The sequence below is a fragment of the Paenibacillus whitsoniae genome, from assembly GCF_003955665.1.
Taxonomy (GTDB): Bacteria; Bacillota; Bacilli; order Paenibacillales; family NBRC-103111; genus Paenibacillus_E; species Paenibacillus_E whitsoniae.
In genome coordinates, this window is the sequence record NZ_RXHU01000054.1 from 1 (window position 1) to 17,259 (window position 17,259).

Annotated in this window: 13 protein-coding genes and 1 pseudogene; 12 read left to right on the plus strand and 2 right to left on the minus strand. The window is 54.1% G+C overall.

The window, feature by feature from the left end:
• The 3 genes and pseudogenes from EJQ19_RS17570 to EJQ19_RS17580 form a co-directional block, all read left to right on the plus strand.
• Positions 1–415 (plus strand): annotated as a pseudogene (locus EJQ19_RS17570) (hypothetical protein); the annotation flags it as partial.
• Positions 416–684: 269 nt separating this feature from the next.
• Entirely contained in the window at positions 685–5,679 is a 4,995-nt protein-coding gene (locus tag EJQ19_RS17575; protein ID WP_126142547.1) for a polysaccharide lyase family 8 super-sandwich domain-containing protein, read from the plus strand.
• A gap of 163 nt (positions 5,680–5,842) precedes the next feature.
• Positions 5,843–6,862, plus strand: a complete 1,020-nt coding sequence (locus EJQ19_RS17580) for a C40 family peptidase (RefSeq protein WP_126142688.1) — start codon at positions 5,843–5,845, stop codon at positions 6,860–6,862.
• 175 nt (positions 6,863–7,037) lie between these two features.
• On the opposite strand, the gene EJQ19_RS17585 is transcribed toward EJQ19_RS17580, so the two are convergent.
• On the minus strand, positions 7,038–7,580 hold the full coding sequence (locus EJQ19_RS17585) for an NUDIX domain-containing protein (protein ID WP_241242961.1): 543 nt from the start codon (positions 7,578–7,580) through the stop codon (positions 7,038–7,040).
• A 183-nt stretch (positions 7,581–7,763) separates the two neighbouring features.
• On the opposite strand from EJQ19_RS17585, the gene EJQ19_RS17590 reads away from it, so the two are divergent.
• The 5 genes from EJQ19_RS17590 (at position 7,764) to EJQ19_RS17610 (ending at position 12,957) form a co-directional block, all read left to right on the plus strand.
• Positions 7,764–8,216 carry an ACT domain-containing protein gene (locus EJQ19_RS17590; RefSeq protein ID WP_126142690.1) on the plus strand — a complete coding sequence of 151 codons (453 nt, stop codon included), beginning with the start codon at positions 7,764–7,766 and terminating at the stop codon, positions 8,214–8,216.
• 30 nt (positions 8,217–8,246) lie between these two features.
• On the plus strand, positions 8,247–9,533 hold the full coding sequence (locus tag EJQ19_RS17595) for a homoserine dehydrogenase (protein WP_126142548.1): 1,287 nt from the start codon (positions 8,247–8,249) through the stop codon (positions 9,531–9,533).
• A 50-nt stretch (positions 9,534–9,583) separates the two neighbouring features.
• A complete protein-coding gene (thrB, locus tag EJQ19_RS17600; protein WP_126142549.1) occupies positions 9,584–10,558 on the plus strand; it encodes a homoserine kinase in 975 nt (324 codons plus the stop codon).
• Complete coding sequence (pheA, locus tag EJQ19_RS17605; RefSeq protein WP_126142550.1) at positions 10,555–11,424, plus strand: prephenate dehydratase; 870 nt, start codon at positions 10,555–10,557, stop codon at positions 11,422–11,424. Before thrB ends, pheA begins: the two co-directional genes overlap by 4 nt.
• A gap of 159 nt (positions 11,425–11,583) precedes the next feature.
• Entirely contained in the window at positions 11,584–12,957 is a 1,374-nt protein-coding gene (locus EJQ19_RS17610; protein ID WP_164716597.1) for a LysM peptidoglycan-binding domain-containing protein, read from the plus strand.
• 66 nt (positions 12,958–13,023) lie between these two features.
• Here the strand turns inward: EJQ19_RS17610 and sigW are convergent, their stop codons facing one another.
• On the minus strand, positions 13,024–13,635 hold the full coding sequence (gene sigW, locus EJQ19_RS17615; protein WP_126142552.1) for an RNA polymerase sigma factor SigW: 612 nt from the start codon (positions 13,633–13,635) through the stop codon (positions 13,024–13,026).
• Between the two features lie 499 nt (positions 13,636–14,134).
• Between sigW and EJQ19_RS17620 the strand changes: the two genes are divergently transcribed.
• The 4 genes from EJQ19_RS17620 (at position 14,135) to ruvB (ending at position 17,093) form a co-directional block, all read left to right on the plus strand.
• Entirely contained in the window at positions 14,135–14,812 is a 678-nt protein-coding gene (locus EJQ19_RS17620; protein ID WP_241242962.1) for a BofC C-terminal domain-containing protein, read from the plus strand.
• 124 nt (positions 14,813–14,936) lie between these two features.
• Positions 14,937–15,440 (plus strand): crossover junction endodeoxyribonuclease RuvC, encoded by a 504-nt coding sequence (gene ruvC, locus EJQ19_RS17625; RefSeq protein ID WP_126142553.1) that lies wholly within the window; start codon positions 14,937–14,939, stop codon positions 15,438–15,440.
• The gene (gene ruvA, locus EJQ19_RS17630) at positions 15,437–16,066 is read left to right on the plus strand and encodes a Holliday junction branch migration protein RuvA (RefSeq protein ID WP_126142554.1); all 630 of its coding nucleotides are present in this window, start codon (positions 15,437–15,439) and stop codon (positions 16,064–16,066) included. Before ruvC ends, ruvA begins: the two co-directional genes overlap by 4 nt.
• Positions 16,067–16,082: 16 nt before the next feature.
• Positions 16,083–17,093 (plus strand): Holliday junction branch migration DNA helicase RuvB, encoded by a 1,011-nt coding sequence (gene ruvB / locus EJQ19_RS17635; protein WP_420901687.1) that lies wholly within the window; start codon positions 16,083–16,085, stop codon positions 17,091–17,093.
• Positions 17,094–17,259: the final 166 nt, after the last annotated feature.

Sequence of the window (17,259 nt, forward strand, 5' to 3'; positions counted from 1 at the left end):
CAGTGGGATCGAGGGCTCGGAAGATTTGCCCCTCTATGCCAGCAGCCTCATTCGGATCGTGACGCCATGGGGGGATGAGACGCGGGTCATGGATCCGCAGAAATTCGGCTTTCGCAGCGAGCCGCTGCCAGCGCTGAGCCGGGATGAGCAGATTGAACTGATCCGTCGCATCATCGCGGGTGATGAGAGCAGCGAGGTGAAGCGCGAACGGGATCATGTCATTTTCAATGCCGGACTCCGGTTTATGTGGTTTGAGAAAGTCGGCAGCTATGAAGAAGGATTTCAGCTGGCGGAGGCGCTGTTGAAGCGGAAGGAAGCGAATAAAGTGATGCAGCGCTGGGTGGATCGAAGCCAGCATTATGCACGGCAGCAGCAGCCTCCGGATGGCGGAGATGCGTCGGCCAAAATCGGATAAAGATCTTCCTGAACGTCTGCCGAAAGCGGGCTGGGGAAGATCTTTTTTGTTGCTGGATTACTGTTCTAACGCCATTCTGGGCGCTTGTTCAAATCTTGCATATGCCGGAAAGAAACGGCACATAGACACGCTACGCCGCCCTCCCCTACACTTTGAGGTGAGTTTACGATCATGATGCCTCATGGAACGGGGGAGGCGGTCATCGCGACGCATCATTTTGAAAGCGCTTGTCTAAAGCAAGAATCTTGAACACAGAATGGAGGATCCTGATGAAAGCTTCGTGGAAAGTATGGATAGCCTGTTGGATGAGTGTGGTGCTGGCTGTTACCGGTTTATTTCCTGGCTTGGGCAGGCTGCCGGCGGTCAAAGCGGCTTCGAACGTGTATGTCCAAATTAATTACGATGAAAGCGCCATTGCGAAGAATAGCAAGCTGTACAACGGTACGACCTACACAGGGACGATTGGCGGGGCATGGGGCATTTATTCATCGGCTGCAAATACGGATTATGTCATGATGGAAAATGCGCCGGGCCGCAGCGATTACAGCCTCAAAATCGTCTCGAATACAACGAATATCAATACGGGCCGCAACAACCTCGGGGGAAACACGGCGGGCAATACCGGGGTTGGCGGCAAGCTGGTTTTCGAAACGACGGTGTATATGAACAGTACGCAGCATAGGAGGGATATTCAGTTTCGGAGCCTGAATGCGCCTGTTCCCGCTACGGCGACGACCAACGTGTCGGTCATTTCTTTTGACAACGCGGGGAAGATCAAAGATGCAGGCAACCAAACGATCGGGACGTATGAAGCGAATGCTTGGTACCGGTTAAAATTGTTTGTCGATAACGATGCTAGAACCGTCACGTATTTCATCAATGGCGTTTATGCGGGAGAGGCTGCGCTGCCTGCCGCCTGGCTGAATGTACGCCATATTTATTTGTACGAGTACTACAAATCAGGCGTTCAAGGGGAGTGGTATGTCGACGATCTGAAGCTGACGGATTATGTCCCCGTCACAGGTCTTGCGGTTTCGCCGGCAACGCTTTCGCTCGCGGAAACCGAGCAGACGACGATTGCCGCTTCCCCGCTGCCGGACAATGCTTCGGAGGCCCGCTTGACTTGGAGCATTGACGATCCAACGGTCGCGAGTGTCGTCTATGGCGTCGTTCATGCCCTGAAAGCCGGCACAGCGACCGTCACGGTTTCTACATACGGTGGCGGGTATACGCAGAGCGTGCCGCTTACTGTTGTGGCGCCAATCCCGCTGAGCGCCATCACGCTGCCGGGCGAAGTTTCACTGCCGGCGACGACGACGCGTACGCTTCAACCTGCGTTCGTGCCGGTGAATGCGACAAATCGGAAGGTGAACTGGCAATCTTCCAATCCGGCGATTGCGACAGTGGATGCAAACGGTGTAATTACCGGAGTTGCCGCAGGCAGTGCCGACATCACGGCCATCTCCGAAGCGAATCCGGCAATCACCGGCGTGACGAAAGTTACCGTTACGCCTTACATTGATGTCGAGCGAGTCACGATTGAGAATGCCCCGGCACAGCTCATGAAATACGAGACTTTCACGCTTGCGGCAGTGTTGTCGCCTTCTGGGGCTACCGCGCCTGAGCTAACGTGGCAATCCGATCATCCGGGCGTGCTGGCGGTTGACGGCAACGGACGATTGACGGCCGTAGGCGTCGGAACGGCGGCCGTGACAGCCCGCGCGTCAAATGGCCAATCGGACACCGTTACGATTCAGGTGACGACGCCGCAGCCGCAGGATCCACAGGAGTACGACAAGCTGAGAATCCGGTGGGAGCAGACTTTTACGGGAATGGACGCTTTGGATGTCGGCAATGCGGAAGTGAAAGCGATCGTGGATGCTAGCGCCGCACAGGCGCAGTCCTATTGGGATACGCTGCAGCTAAGCGGCAGCGGGGGCACGCTATGGCCCGATTTGCCGGCTTCGACGACGGATTCCACTTTCATTACCGACCACTACACGCGGTTGAAAGCGATGGCCAAATCGTATGCGCTGAGAGGAACTGCGCTCTATCGCAACGCTGCGCTCAAAGCCGACATTATCCAAGCGATGGATTGGATGCTGGCGCATCTGTATACCCCGACCGGCGCAGAATTCGGCAATTGGTGGAACTGGGACATCGGCGCGCCGACGCGTCTCGCGGACATCCTAGTTTTCATGTATGACGATTTGACGCCGCAGCAAATTGCCGCTAACGCGCTCAGCATCGATCATTATATCGGGGATGTGGCTGCGCCTTCTTTTACCCAAGCGGGGGCGAACCGCTCTGACATTATGATGATTGAGACGAGACTGGGCATTGTCGAAAAAAATTACGATCGCCTCATCAAAGCGCGCGACGGTTTGACGCCGCTGTTCGATTACGTCACCTCCGGGGACGGCTTCTATGAAGACGGCTCCTACATTCAACATAACAATATCGCCTATTCCGGAAGTTACGGCGAAGTGTTGATGCAAGGGATGGGCAACCTGCTCCTACTGCTCAATGGCAGCACGTGGCAGCCGGTTGTGCCTGGCGTTGACAATGTATATCGCTGGATCAAGGAAGGCTTTGCGCCGATCTTGTACAAAGGGCAGGCGCTGGATATGACGCGCGGTCGAGCGATTGTACGCGGCAATGCATCGGACGGTTACGCTTCGGCCAAAAGCATTCTGATCGGCATGGCGCGTGTTGCGCAAACGGCACCTCCGGATAAGGCGGAAGCGCTGAAGCGTTTTATCAAGTTTCATATCCCTTATTTGCTCGAACGCGGTATGACCTACTATCAGTTCCCGCTGGACTTGGCCGATATGATCAAAGGCTGGATGGCAGACCCCTCGATTGTGCCGTCGGAACAGCTGCCACAGCATGTTGAGATGAACGCGATGGCACGCAGCATCCATGTTGGCGACGACTATTTGTTCGGTATCAGCAAAAGCTCCAAGCGAATCGCCACCTATGAACTGACGAATGGTGAAAATCCAAAGGGCTGGTATACCGGAGATGGCATGACTTACTTGTATAACAACGATTTGCGTCAGTATACGGATAACTATTGGCAAACGGTGGATTGGTATAAACTGCCGGGAACGACGGTTGTCGACCGTCCGCGCAGCTCGGATCAATACCAATACGGCGATGGCGAAATGGCGCCTTCGAACGCCTGGGCCGGCGGCGCGTCGCTGGGCAGCTACGGTGTTTCCGGCATGAATCTGAAACAAATCGGGACGCAGATGAGCGCGAATAAATCGTGGTTCATGTTCGACGACGAGATCGTAGCTCTGGGATCGGGCATTACAAGCACGGATCATCTTCCGGTGGAAAGCATCGTGGAACAGCGGAAGCTGAAAGCGGACAATTCGAACGCTTTCATCGTGGATGGCGAGGCGAAGAGCGGGGAAATTGCCGAACAAGCGGTAGCGCATCCAAGCTGGATGTATTTGGAAGGCAACGTCCAGGGAGCGGGGATCGGTTATACGTTCCCGGATCATCAAGCGGTTACGATTGCCCGCAAACGGCAGGAAGGCCGGCTCTCCGATGTGGAGCTGAGCGATCCGCCGTCCTCGACACCGCAAACCGATTTACTGAGCAATTATTTTGTGACGATGTGGATCAATCATGGCGCGGATCCGGTGAATCAAAGCTATGCTTATGCGATTTTGCCGAATGCGACTCAGACCAAGACGGCGGCTTACTCCGCTTCGCCGGACTATGACATTGTCTTGAATTCGTCGGATGCGCAGGCGGTGAGGGAGCGCAAATTAGGGGTTACAGGCTACAACTTCTGGAGAGATCAATTGACAACAGCAGGGGACGTTACCTCGAATCGTCAAGCTTCCGTGATGGTAAAGGAAGATCCGTCTGCCGGCCGCTACGAGCTGGCGGTCGCCGATCCGACGCTGGAGAACAGCGGAACGATTGAGCTAGAACTGAACAGATCCGCTGTGGGTGTCATTGCGAAGGATGATGCGATTCAGGTGACACAGCTTGCGCCGACCGTGCGTATTCGAGCGAATGTTAAGGGGACACTGGGCAAATCGCTGCGGCTCACGTTGCAAACGACGCCGGTGCTACCAGAGCAGCCAGAGCAGCCTCAGCTGCCTCAGGGTGTCGAAGAGGACACAAGCGGGGGCGGAAGCACCCCTGTGAGTTCGTCGAGCGTTCCTTATCTGGTGGAAGACGGGAAAGCGTCCATTCGCCTTGGACAGGGTGAAAACACTGCGTCTGTCGCGCTTTCGGAGCTCCCTTCCGTGCCGCTTGAAGTGAGTGTGGACGGCATCTCGGTGACGCTGCCTGCGGCTTCGGTTCAGGCAATCAAGCAAGCGGCAGCAGAGAGCACCAAGCTGAAGCTGGATATCGACGTACGTCAGGCAGCAGATGCTGCTCTATTGTCAGCGCCCGCAGCAGATTCGTCTGCAGTGCTTACGCCCAGTGGGCCGGGTGTAACCGTGGGGCTTCAACTGCGTGCGGAGAATGGCACAGCTTTAGAAGGGGCGGCATGGCCTAACGCTGCGAACGTGACGATTCCCGTAACCGAAGCCAGCTTGGATGCTGAACTGCTGGGCGTGTATCGTTACGATGAGGCAGCGGGGCAGTGGGTGTTTGCCGGCGATGAGGTGGAAATAGCGAATGGCCGAGCGGCCTTTGCGATAGATCGGCCAGGCACTTATGCCGTCATGGCCTATGACAAGTCGTTTGTTGATGTGCCGAGCGGCCATTGGGCGCATCGCGCCTTGCAAGTGCTGGCCGCCAAGCACATCGTAGATGGTGTATCGCAGATGGCGTTCGATCCATCGGGCACATCGACGCGGGCGCAATTTACGGCGATGCTCGTTCGCGCCCTTCATTTGCCAGAGCCGCAGGCGGGAGCGGGCTTTGTCGATGTATCTGCAGAGGCTTGGTATGCTTCTGCTGTTGCGGCCGCTTCCCTCGCCGGGCTTATTTCCGGTGTGACCGAGCAGGCTTTTGCGCCTGATGCGCTGATCACGCGAGAACAGATGGCCGTGCTGCTCGTCAGAGCGTACGCTTATCATGGCGGAAGCGTTCCGGCGGGGCTGGCGGAGAGAAGCGGATACACGGACCGTGCGGACATGTCCGACTGGGCGCAGGAAGCGATTGACGGGGCTTCAGCGCTAGGCCTGCTTTCCGGAACGGCAGCCGATACCTTCTCCCCAAAAGAGGCGCTCGACCGCATTCAAAGCGTTCAGGCCATTTATAACTTGCTGCAGGTGAGCGGAAAGTAGAAGCAAAATTTTAATAGAAAGATTGGCCCTGTTTCGCGGTTAGTCCCCGTGCTGAAGCCGAATTGGCAGAACTTACAGCTAAAACTTAACCACTGGATATGATACCATTTACTAGAATCATGGTTAAGGACATAGACGAAAAAATGGATTGGAGGCCAACATGATGAAGAAACAACTACTTACTTTTGCGCTCATCCCTTCGCTTCTTTTCGGAGCTGTTACCCTACCCCTGCCTCAGTCGGCTTCAGCGGCCACGACAGGTAAAATTGTAAGCAGTGTCAGTTTTCGGACGGCGCCAAGCACCGACGCCTCACGTATTCGCTATTTGAGCAAGGGCGAGCCGTTCGTTCTTTTGGAAAAAGTGAACAGCTACTGGTACCGAGTTCAGGTGACCAATGGACAAATCGGATATATCTCAACGAGTGACCAATACACCAAGCTGGACGCACAGGCTGCCCCTACACCATCGTCAGGGACGGGAACGATCGTCGCCAGCGTCTCCTTCAGAACGGGAACAAATACGGACGCTAGCCGCATTCGATATTTAAAAGCCGGCGAAACGGTAAGAATTCTCGAGAAGGTGAACAGCTATTGGTATAAAGTGCAGGCGTCTGACGGGAAAATCGGCTATGTCAGCACAAGCGAAAAATACATAAAAGTCTCGGGAGGCTCCTCCTCCGGCGGTTCGGGCAGCTCGGGCGGTTCCGGAGGCAGCAATACAGGCGGTAATCCCTCCGCTTCCGAACAAATTCAGAAAGTCATCGCCGCAGGTAAAAAATATTTGGGCACGCCGTACGAATACGGCTCTTCCCGTGATAATACGAGCACGTTCGATTGCTCCGATTTTGTAAGACAAGCGTTCCTTGACGGTATCGGGCTCAAGCTGCCCAGCGATTCGAGAGGGCAGGGCGCGTATGTGAAGTCGCTCGGCCACAACGTGACGACAGACTGGCACAACCTGAAAGTTGGCGACCTTATGTTCTTCATGGACTATAAAGGAACGGCCAAATCGAACTACGCAGGCATCAACAAATCCACAGCGACGATCACGCATGTCGCCATTTATCTCGGAAACGGTCAAATCCTATCGACCTATTCCAAAGAAAGCGGCGGCGTCCGCATCGATTCTATCGAAGGCCGCCATTGGGAGTACCGCTTCTTATACGGCGGCAGCGCGATTTAAGCGCGGACAAGCGAAAGAGCAGAACCCGATCATGGGATTCTGCTCTTTTTTTGCACCGATCCAACACTTAGATTGGCTAGTGCTAAGTGGGGCCGCCTTGTTCGATTGGACTACCGGATAACATTGGGGAGGCAGGTCGGGGCTGGGCGACAGTTGCTTATATAGTTGTTTCCTCTTATACCCGCAGCGGATCCAGCAAAGGATGCCAATGAATCGTCGGTTCACCCGTATCCTCGTCGAAGCCCGCCGAGCCGACCCAAGGATGCGGTGTATCGCCGACGTCGAAATAATGCTGCAGCAAGCTGCGAAAAATAAAAGGAATCTCACGCTCCAGCACCTGCTCGCGCGGTATCCAATAAAGGTCGCCCTCTGAGGTGACGACCCGCGGGTTGACACGGGTGCGCCCGATATAGAAAAATTGCTGGCGAATTTCTTGCCCGTTGAGACGCAGCAGCACATACTGCATGCGCAGCCCCTCGATTTCATCGGCTTCAATGCCCGTTTCCTCATAAATTTCCCTCAGGCAAGCTGTGCGAGGCTGACGGATCTCATTCGGCTCCAAATGCCCGCCGACAGCGGCCCAGAGGCCGGGAGACAAGGTGCGGTGCAAGGACCGCTTCATCATCAGAAGCTCGTCCCGCTCATTCATCAACAAAGCCGTGGACATCATGCGCAGGGTGATCATAGTCGGTTCCTTTCGGGATGTATTCGTTTTCATAGGAATTGTTCATCTCTCAGCTTATCACAACCCTCGAAAGACAGGCAAAGGCGGACAACCTTAAAGCAATTTGCCTATTGCTTCGCAAGGCATGTTTCGATATAATGTCCACTATAGTGAAACAACAGTCTTTTTGGAGAGGACGGTCGTGGAGTGCCGGATAGCAAAGAACTTTACCATTCGATGAAGCACTTCGGTCCTGAACGTTACTACTTAGTCCGTGAGGATATTTTGCCGGAAGGGGTACTCAAAACGGTGCAGGCGAAAGAGCTGCTTGCCCGCGGCGAGGTGAAGACGATTCATGAAGCCGTTGAGCAAGTCGGGCTGAGTCGGAGCGCCTTCTACAAATACAAGGATGGCATCCATCCGCTAAGCAGATTGGAACGAGAACGAATTATTACGATTTCGATGGATTTGGAGCATCGGGCGGGCATTCTGTCCCGGGTGCTGGCGCTGATCGCCAATCTCGAGGGCAATGTGCTGACGATTCACCAGACGATTCCTCTTCAAGGCATGGCGAACGTCGTCATATCCGTTGAAATTTCATCCATGGGCGAAGAGATTCGCCAGTTTTTAGAGCAGCTGCAGTCGCAAGACGGAGTTAAGCGAGCCATGGTCATCGGCCAAGGCAGTTAACGAATACGATCATTCGGGAGGATAAGAACAATGAAGCCAATTAAAGTAGGATTACTCGGACTTGGTACTGTAGGAACAGGCGTCGTCCGCATCGTGGAAGGACATCAGGAGGACTTGCAGCGTCAAACCGGGTCTGCCATTGAAATTGCGAAAATTGTGGTTCAGGATAAAAACAAGTCGCGCAACATCTCTGTTGATCCGGAAAAGCTGACAGAGAACGTCTGGGACGTGATCGGCGATAAAGAGATCGACGTTGTCGTAGAAGTCATGGGTGGCGTGGACGCGACCAAAGGACATATTTTGACAGCGCTGGAGAACGGCAAGCACGTTGTCACCGCGAATAAAGATTTGATGGCGATGCACGGTGCCGAGATTTTGGCCAAGGCCGCTGAAAATAACTGCGACGTTTTCTACGAAGCGAGCGTGGCGGGCGGCATTCCGATCATTCGCACCTTAGTCGAAGGATTTTCTTCGGATCGCATCACGAAGATCATGGGAATCGTTAACGGAACGACTAACTACATTTTGACGAAAATGAGCCAGGAAGGCGCCGCTTATGCGGACGTCCTCAAAGAAGCGCAAGCGCTCGGCTATGCCGAAGCGGACCCGACGTCCGACGTCGAAGGGCTTGATGCAGCGCGTAAAATGACGATTTTGTCCACCCTCGGCTTCCACGCTAACGTTGCGCTGAGCGATGTCGAGGTGAAGGGGATCTCCAAAGTCTCCAAAGAAGATATTCAATATGGGAAAAAACTGGGTTATGAAGTGAAGCTGCTCGGGATCGCCGAAAATCACGACGGCCATATCTCCGTCAGCGTACAACCGACGATGGTGAAAAACTCGCACCCGCTCGCTTCCGTCAACGGCGTGTTCAATGCCGTGTACGTGACCGGTGAAGCGGTCGGTGAGACGATGTTCTACGGCGCAGGCGCAGGCGAGCTGCCGACAGCCACGTCGGTCGTTGCGGATCTTGTTGCCGTTGTCCGCAACTCCAAGCTGGGCGTCAACGGACGCACAGTGCAAGCGCCTTATAAAGAGAAGAAACTCAAATCCGACGAGCAGATTGCGTCGAAAAACTTCATTCTCCTGCACGTAGAGGACAAAGCGGGCGTGCTGGCGCAAATCACACAAATATTTGCGGAGCACGAAGTGAGCTTGGAATCCGTCTTCCAACATCCGAACGCGCACAATCCGAAGGCGGAAATCATTATTATCACGCATGATGCCAACCAAGCGAGCATGAAAAAGGTACTCAAACAATTTGAGTCGATGGACGTTATTCATGCGATTAAAAGCGTATACCGAGTAGAAGGCTAATGCCTTCTCGCGGCCCCGCTTACTTCCAGTGAAATGAGGGCAGTTTCGAAATGAGCGACAGGACAGTACAAAAAGTAAGAGTAAAGGTACCGGCCAGCACGGCGAACTTGGGTCCTGGATTTGACTCGCTGGGGATGGCCTTGAACTTATATGCATGGATCGATATGGCGGTTGCCGACCGCACAACAGTTGAACTCATCGGCGATCAGATGAACGGCATTCCGACGGACAAATCCAACTTGATTTATAAAGTCGCGCAAATGGTATTTGCGGAAGCGGGCGTCTCCATTCCCGAACTTTCCATCTCCATGTACAGTGAAATTCCGCTGACGCGCGGGCTCGGCAGCAGCGCTTCCGCCATCGTGGGCGCGCTGGCTGCGGCCAATGCGCTGATCGGCAGCCGTTTTTCGACGTACGAGCTGTTTCAGATGGCATCGCGTCTGGAAAAGCATCCCGACAACGTCGGAGCGAGCCTGTACGGCGGCATCGTCGTCGCATTCTGGGACGATGAGCGGGCGGAGTCAATCCGGCTTGAACCTGACGGCCGTCTTGACGTGTTGGTCGCCATTCCGGAATTCCAGCTTTCGACGGAGAAAGCGCGCGCTGTGATGCCAACGCAGGTGGCAATGAAGGATGCGGTGTACAATCTCAGCCATTCCTCGCTGCTCGTAGCGGCGCTGGCCACGGGCAAACTGGGTATGATTCGCCATGCGATGAAGGACCGCCTGCATCAACCGTATCGGGCGTCGCTCATCCCCGGTATGCAGACACTGCTGGATGAGAGCGGGAACTACGGCGCACTCGGTGTTGCACTGAGCGGAGCAGGACCGACGATGCTCGCGTTAGTGGATGCGGAAAGCGACCGTAAAACAGAGCTGGAATCGTTCCTGCGAGGTACGTTGGCGAAGGAAGGCATTTCCGCGAAACTGCTTTGGCTGAAGCCGTGTGACGGCGTGACAGCGACCCTCCTTGCTGAGGGGGACGAAGGACTCCGCAGGTTGGTGGAGAAAGAGGTGCTCGCATGAAGCGGATTGCCATTCTCGGGCCCAGCACGTTCTCGGAAGAAGCGACGCGCCACTTTCTTGGCGATGACAAGTTCACGTACGTTTCGTACAAATTGATTTCCGAAGTGTTCAACGCAACGGCTTCGGGAGAAACCGATCTCGGTGTCATCCCGATCGAAAATACGCTGGAAGGCTCCGTGCACCTGCACGTGGATTGGCTTGTGCATGAAGTGGATCTGCCGATTCGCGCGGAATGGGTTTTTCCGATTGATATGAATCTGATCGGATTTCCGCATCCAGAAGGGCAGATTGACGCGGACAATCCGTACAAGCACATCCGAAAGGTGCTTTCCCACCACGTTGTGCCTGCGCAATGCAACCGGTTTATGAAGCGGTATTTGCGGGATGCGGAGTTTGAGCAGGTGAGTTCGACGGCGGAGGGCGTGCGCATCGTATCCCAGATGAAGGATCCTTCGGTTGCGGCCATAGGGACGGCCATTGCGTCCGCCAATTATGGCGTCCCCATGTTGCAGCGGGAAATTCAGGACCATAAAGATAACATGACGCGTTTTCTTTTGGTTGGGAAAGAGGCTTCCGAGCTGGCTTCGTCGGAGCAGATGAAAACGACGATTCTCGTGACCCTGCCGGAAGACTACCCGGGCGCTCTGCACCAAGTGCTGTCGGCTTTCGCCTGGCGGCGGATCAATTTGTCCAAAATTGAGTCGAAACCGACCAAGAAGAAGCTAGGCAATTATTATTTTTACATGGATATTGTCGGAACCCTCGATTCCGTGCTGCTGCCGGCCGCCATTCAAGAAATTGAAGCGATCGGCTGCCAGGTGCGCATATTGGGCTGCTATCCGAGCTATAGCTATCACAGTGAGTAACCACGAATCCCTTCGCTTAGGCGCGAGGGATTTTTTTTATGCGAGAGGGGCAAAAGCCCAGACTTCCGCATAGACTGTACTATCATTGTGTTTAAGCGAATGCTTATGCGGCCACTTCGCTTTCAGATGTTAAAGAGAAGCGATAAAGGAGGTAGGGTTTTGAAAATTCATATTGTCAAAAAAGGCGATACCCTGTATGAGCTCGCAAACAAATACGGAACGACGCTGGAACAGATCATTGCGCTGAATCCGCAAATTGCCGACCCGAATGTGATTGATGTCGGGATGAAAGTGAAGATTCCTTCGGGCCATAAGAAGCCGGAGCCCCCAGCATCGGACTATGTCTACAAGCATGTCGTCCAGCAGGGAGATACCCTGTGGAAGCTCGGAAAAGCTTGGGATGTGCCGCTTGCCGCGATGATCCAAGCCAACAGTCACCTCAAAAACCCGAATGTTCTGATGACGGGGGACGTCGTGTATGTGCCGAAGGCGCACCATGGGCACGGGCATGGACACGGGCAAGGGTCTCACAGCCAAGTACCCGGTCCCGGCTATCACAAGCCGTCGACGGAGCCGTTTCCGCAGGCGCCGGTTCAGCAACAGCCCGAACAAGTGCAGCCTGTCGAGCCGATGCCTGCGGTGCAGGAACCTGCAGTACAGGAACCTGCAGTACAGGAACCTGCAGTGCCTGCGCCTTCGCTAGGCGAATTGAGCGTGCAGCCGGCGATTCCGATGCCGCTGCCAACGATGCCTGCGCAGCCGACGATGCCGCTGCCACCGATGCCGGCCATGCCAGCACCCAACATGGGGATGGCGCCATCCGGCGATGCCACGCTGCAGGAGCCGTATCCGCAAGCCCAGCATCCGTTTGCGCAGTTCCATATTCAAGCGACGGAGGTATTCGCTTATCCAAGTGAAGAGCAGCCGGAGCCGGTTGCCTATCCGGCGTATTCGCCTTATCAGGAATCGCCGTGCGAGCCGATGCCGGTGATGCCAGCAATGCCGGCGATGACGGCCCCAACGGCCATTAAGAATGACTGCGGCTGCGGTGGCCCATCCACGTACGACATGCCTTGGATGAACGTGCCAAGCGGCTATCCGAGCGGCCAACTGAACCAGCCATGGCAAGGCGCGGCGCCGATGATGGCGGACGGACAGGGCATGGCGTCGATGCCGGGGCTGCCGGGCTTTTATCCGCCGGTGATGCCGTACGATCGGCCGCAGTCACCATTCCCTTTTGCCTATCAGAATGATCCTTACGGTATTCCATATGCCGGCGCTAATTATCAGGCGCCTTATGAGTCCGCAATTCTCCCGCAAGTGCATACACACGAACTGACGGAGTCGACGGATACGGATGAAGAACTGGAAATCGACATTCGCAAAGGGAAAAAGGCGTCCGCTAACGCTCGCTCCGCGAAGAAAGCAAGATCGGCCAGCGAATCGCCGCTTGAAGCTTTTCTGCGGCGCCAGCAGCGCATCCCCGAAAAACCGGCGCAAACAAAGCAGGCGATGCCCTGGATCAATGTATAAATAAAAGAGGCTTACCTTGAGGTCATTTGCGATGACTCAGGGTAAGCCTTTTGGTTATATAGCCGATTAGGCAATCATGCCGAGCGTGAAGAACGTCATGAGGCCGATCAGGAAATGCATGCCCCATTTTTTACGGAGAAGTTCGCGGCCCCGGTGCAGCCTTGTCTTGACTGTCGTGATCGGAAGGTTCAGCTTCTCGCTGATTTCTTGTAAGGACAGCTCTTCCATGTAGTAAAGCGTGATGATCGATTTATATTTATCGCCTAATTTATTAATGGCAGTTTGCATATGCTCTTGAACCTCGGTTTGCAGCACCGCGTTCTCCGGCGACTGGTCGGGACTGGCCAGCTTGCTGTAGTAGCTGTAGTCATCGTCCATGTCGTTAAGCTCAGCGTCGAGGGATTGGACAGGCTTCTTCTTGCGAAGCAGGTCGATCGCGACGTTTTTGCCGATGCGGTAAATCCACGTCGAGAAATTTTGCGTCTCGTCAAAATGATTCAGATTCAAATACACGCGAATGAACGTTTCCTGGACAATATCTTCGGAATCAGGCCGATTGTGGAGCATGCGGAAAGCAAGCTTTTGAATTTTACTGCGGTATAACTCGACCAGCTCCACGAAAGCGTTCCGGTCACCTCGTCTGGATAATTGAATTAATTGAAGCTCTGCTACATTCATGCTGTTTCCCTCCTTATAGTCGTCGTTTATCACTCGTAAACAAATGCTTGTAGAGGTTGTTTAAAAAGTCGGTCTTTTGATCACGAAGCGAACATCTTCGTCGGCAAGATTTGGTTTGTCTATCTTTGACTATATCATTTCTGCGGCTACAGTCAAATTCAAATGTAAAGGAGTGTTTATTTTTAACCAATTGTTACCGAAAAGATGGATATTTCGTGACGCTGTCTAGGTAGAAGACGGATTAGTACGGAAAGAAGTTTGGCCAATTGAATGATTTATTTGCAGTTTATGAACTTCATTCCAAATGGCGACACTGCTCCATAATAAAATCACACCGATAATCAGAAGCGTGGTGCGTTTGATCCGTTTCTTTCTGTTCATGCTGTTCCACCGCCGATTCAGGTAGGTTGTCTAACTATCTCATCTCTATGGTAAATCATGTATAGGGTTTTGCGCAATTGGAAACAATATCGAAAAAACCAAGTGAGAAGGGATTACCGTGATTGTACAAAGGTTCTTGAAGCATCTAAAGAAAAGACTGCGTTGGAAACGCAGCTGGTTAGCCCTAGGCATGTTCGTTCTGCTCGGTACGGCATTCTGGATCGGGTATGAGTCACGAGGTGCAGCCCCATTCAATCCGCTGGATCATGCGAAAAAAGCAGTAGCAACCCTTGCTCATATCTCTTCCGCCGAGGATGTACGGCTGGAGAAGGCGATTGAAACGCTTCGGGCCATTCAAGACCAAAGAGAAAGCTATTTGCTCAAATCCTACGTTTGCGGTGAGGAACGCAGTCCGCTCGGCCTTCTGGCCTCACAACCGCTGATCGAGCTTCAAAAGAAACATCCGGATTGGGAGCTCGCGATCGGTCCGAATGGTGACGTAACGTTTATGGAACACATCGAGGACTTGTCACCCGCCTGCAAAGAAAAAGCGGTGTTTGGCATTGACGGTTCCTCCAATTTGTCGCTGTTTAATGGAACGCCGGGACCTGACAATGTCATTCGCACCTTTTTCCAGCTCAATATTCAGCAGCTCGAAACCAGTCTCCCGCCTGAGACGGTCGAACATCTTCGCAAAGGGATTCGAGTCACTGATTTGGAGGAGTATAATAGCGTATTATCGACATTCAGTGATTATGCCATAGAAATAACGGAACGTGCAATGACAATGCCATAAGTCAGGCCAGCTGGAAGAGATAGGTTCGGTTCATCCCGAGTCTATCTCTTTTTTTGCGTTTCTGCTATAATGGGAAATGACTACATATGTTCGCTTTTTTGTGAGAAGATGGGAGAGTTTATAGGTGCGTATTCTAGGGATTGATCCGGGGATCGCGATTGTGGGCTTCGGTTTTATTGATAAAATCGGCTCCAAGCTGGTTCCTGTGCAATACGGCTCGATTCAGACGGAGGCGCATACGGACCCAGGCATACGCCTTAAGGATGTCTATGACGCGACGACGCAATTAATAGAGAAGTATAAGCCGGATGCGCTGGCGATCGAGAAGCTGTTCTTTAACCGCAACGTGACGACAGCGTTCACGGTCGGGCAGGCGCGAGGCGTGATGGTGCTTGCCGGTGTGCAGGCCGGGCTGCCGATTGCGGAATATACCCCGCTGCAGGTGAAGCAATCCGTAGTGGGTTATGGCAAAGCGGAGAAAGCGCAAGTGCAGGAAATGGTCAAAATATTGCTCAAGCTTTCGCAGGTGCCGAAGCCTGACGACGTGGCGGATGCGCTGGCGATTGCGATTTGCCATGCGCATTCCTCGTCCTTGCAAGACAGATTGAACGGGGGATGGAAACGATGATCGATTTTGTAAGAGGTTCGGTTGCGCTGCGCGAGAGCGAATATGTGGTGCTGGATGTAAATGGCGTGGGGTACCGCGTCTTTTGCCCGAACCCGTATGCGCTGGGGCTGAGAGACAACGAGCCGGTTACGCTCTTTACGCATTATCATGTGCGCGAGGATGCGCATTTGTTGTTCGGATTTACGTCCCGGGATGAGCAGGCGTTATTTCGCCTGCTGCTCGATGTGAGCGGTATCGGGCCGAAGGTGGCGCTTGGCATTTTGGCTGCGGGCGGGCGTCCTGACGCTGTTATTCTAGCCATCTCGCAGGAGAATCTATCGTTTTTGACGAAGCTGCCCGGGATCGGCAAGAAAACGGCGCAGCGTATTATTCTGGATCTCAAGGACAAGCTCGGCTCCGTCACCTTCTCGAGTCCGGAAGCCGCTGTCGCGCTAAGCGTCGTTGGCTCCGCACAGCTCACCGAGGGCGGCGAGGGCTGGAGCGAGGCGAAGGAAGCGCTCATGACGCTCGGTTACACCGAGGCGGAGGTCGACCGCGCTTGGCTGCAGGTGAAGGAGAAGGCGAATACATACGATTCCGTGGATGTGCTGATGAAGCACGCGTTGAAGGTTTTATATACGATGTAGGGTGAGGGGGAACACCATGATGGATAATGACCGGATTATCTCGGCTAATCTCATGATGGAGGACAGCGCGGTCGAGTACAGCCTTCGCCCTCGCTATTTAGCTGAATATATCGGGCAGAAGCAGGCGAAGGAGAACCTCAAGATTTATATTGAAGCCGCCAAGCAGCGGAAGGAAGCGCTGGATCACGTGCTGCTGTACGGCCCTCCGGGGCTCGGCAAAACGACCTTATCCAACATTATCGCCAATGAGCTTGGCGTTAATATTCGCACGACGTCCGGCCCTGCGATTGAGCGGCCCGGTGATCTTGCAGCGATTTTGACGAATCTGCAGGAAGGCGATGTGCTGTTCATCGATGAGATTCACCGGCTCCACCGCACGGTGGAAGAAGTGCTGTATCCGGCGATGGAAGATTACGCGCTCGATATTATTATCGGCAAAGGGCCGAGCGCACGCTCGGTGCGGCTTGATTTGCCGGCGTTTACGCTGATTGGCGCCACGACGCGCGTAGGGCTGCTCTCAGCGCCGCTGCGCGATCGGTTCGGCGTCGTCAGCCGGCTTGAGTTTTACACCGTCGATGAGCTTTCCTATATCGTCAGCCGCACGGCGGATATTTTGCAGGTCGGCATCGTCGGCGAAGCGGCCCGCGAGATCGGGATGCGCTCGCGGGGAACCCCGCGTATCGCGAATCGGCTGCTCAAGCGGGTGCGCGATTTTGCCCAGGTGAAAGGCGACGGCATCATCACGATGGAACTCGCGCGGGAATCCCTGCGCCTGCTGCAGGTGGACGATTTGGGTCTCGACGAGATCGATCATAAAATGCTTCGCGCAATTATTTTGAGCTTCCAGGGCGGCCCGGTCGGCCTGGAGACGATTGCGGCGACGATCGGTGAGGAAAGCCAGACGATCGAGGACGTGTACGAGCCGTATTTGCTGCAGATCGGTTTCATGCAGCGTACGCCGAGAGGCCGTATGGTGACACCTCAGGCGTATCACCACCTGGGGCTGCCGCTGCCGGAGCCGAAGTAGGGACGACGTGCAGAAAGAATAACATGTCCAAATTGAAGTAGATATTCGCGCCCCTTCCCTGTTGAGGAGAGGGCGTATTTTGCGTTGACGCATAATTTTATATAAAAGGACACTAAATCTGTTCCTTATTTGACTCCCGGTACGATGGTATGATAAGTGAAATGTA